Below are 1,203 nucleotides of genomic sequence, written 5' to 3'. Positions count from 1 at the left end.
ACGGTACGCGGCGGAGCAGGGGCGGGGAAGGGGTTACGGCCCGAGTCTCGCCGCCGCCTCGCGCTGGAGGGTGCTGTTGCCGGCCAGGAAGCGGACCACGGTCACCAGCTCCTCCGTCGTGAACTCCGCACAGAACTCCGCCACTTCACGGGACCAGTCCACGAAGAACCGCTTCAGGCCGTGGATGTTCTCCCAGCGGATCTCGATGAGCACCCGCCGCTTGTCGGTGGGGTGCTTGGCGCGCCGGACGAAACCCTTGGCCTCCAGACGGTCGACGAGGCCGGTGACGGAGGCGGGGGCGAGGCCGGTGTGCTGGGAGAGCTCCTTGGCGGTGAGCGGTCCGTACCGTTCCAGCAGATCGAGCGTTTTCGTCTCGGAGGCTCCCAGGCCTTGCCTTTCGGCTATCGCGGTGTGGAACATCACCGTGACGCCGCTGTGTTCGCGTGCCACGTGGAGAAGGTCTTCGACCGCCTTGGCGCGGTCGGCAGCGGAGCTGTGGTCCATGGTGTGGTCCATGGCCGGGAGGGTAGCAACGCCGTTAGTTCGCCGAAACGAAAGAATGGCCAAATTCTGCCCATGAGGGCAAAGGGCGGCGGAAGCCCCCGTTACGGCCCGGTGCCGCAGGTTAACTCGTGGAAAATTCAAGGGGATTGGCGTTGACCGGCCCCGCTCTACGCGCGTCATCATGGCCGCCATGAGAATCCCCCCACGCGTCACCACGCTCGGCGCGGCCCTCACGGTCGCCGCGACTCTGCTGCTCGGCCCGACCGCGGTCCAGGCCACCGCCTCCACCGCGTCGGTGCGGAGCACCGGAAGCATCTGCTCCTCGGAGCTGCCCCCGCAGGCGCACGACACGCTGCGGCTCATCGACTCGGGAGGCCCGTTCCCGTACTCGCAGGACGGCGTCGTCTTCTCCAACCGCGAGCACGTGCTGCCGTCGCAGTCGAGCGGCTACTACCACGAGTACACGGTGAAGACCCCGAACTCCCCGACGCGCGGCGCCCGCCGCATCGTCACGGGCCGCCAGACGGACGAGGACTACTACACCTCGGACCACTACGCGACCTTCGACCTGGTCGACTTCGGCTGCTGACGCCCCTACCGCGGCCGGAACGCGGGGCCGCGGCGCGGCCCCGCACCAGGGGGAGGCGGGGGCTAGGTGTCGCAGGTCAGCACCGTCCGGCACACCCCGCACCGCACCCG

General features: G+C 69.1%; 2 protein-coding genes. One reads left to right on the top strand and one right to left on the bottom strand.

Annotated elements, in window-relative coordinates:
- Positions 1 to 33: 33 nt before the first annotated feature.
- Positions 34 to 516, bottom strand: a complete 483-nt coding sequence (locus tag ACJA3G_RS37285) for a MarR family winged helix-turn-helix transcriptional regulator (RefSeq protein ID WP_406557440.1) — start codon at positions 514 to 516, stop codon at positions 34 to 36.
- A gap of 178 nt (positions 517 to 694) precedes the next feature.
- Between ACJA3G_RS37285 and ACJA3G_RS37280 the strand changes: the two genes are divergently transcribed.
- Positions 695 to 1,093, top strand: a complete 399-nt coding sequence (locus tag ACJA3G_RS37280) for a ribonuclease domain-containing protein (protein ID WP_406557439.1) — start codon at positions 695 to 697, stop codon at positions 1,091 to 1,093.
- The last annotated feature ends 110 nt before the right edge of the window (positions 1,094 to 1,203 follow it).

Origin of the sequence: Streptomyces sp. YS-3 (genome assembly GCF_045257485.1) — a bacterium.
In the GTDB taxonomy this organism is placed as follows: Bacteria; Actinomycetota; Actinomycetes; order Streptomycetales; family Streptomycetaceae; genus Streptomyces.
The sequence above is the reverse complement of the archived record's forward strand: the minus strand, read 5'-3'. Positions and strand labels throughout refer to the sequence as shown.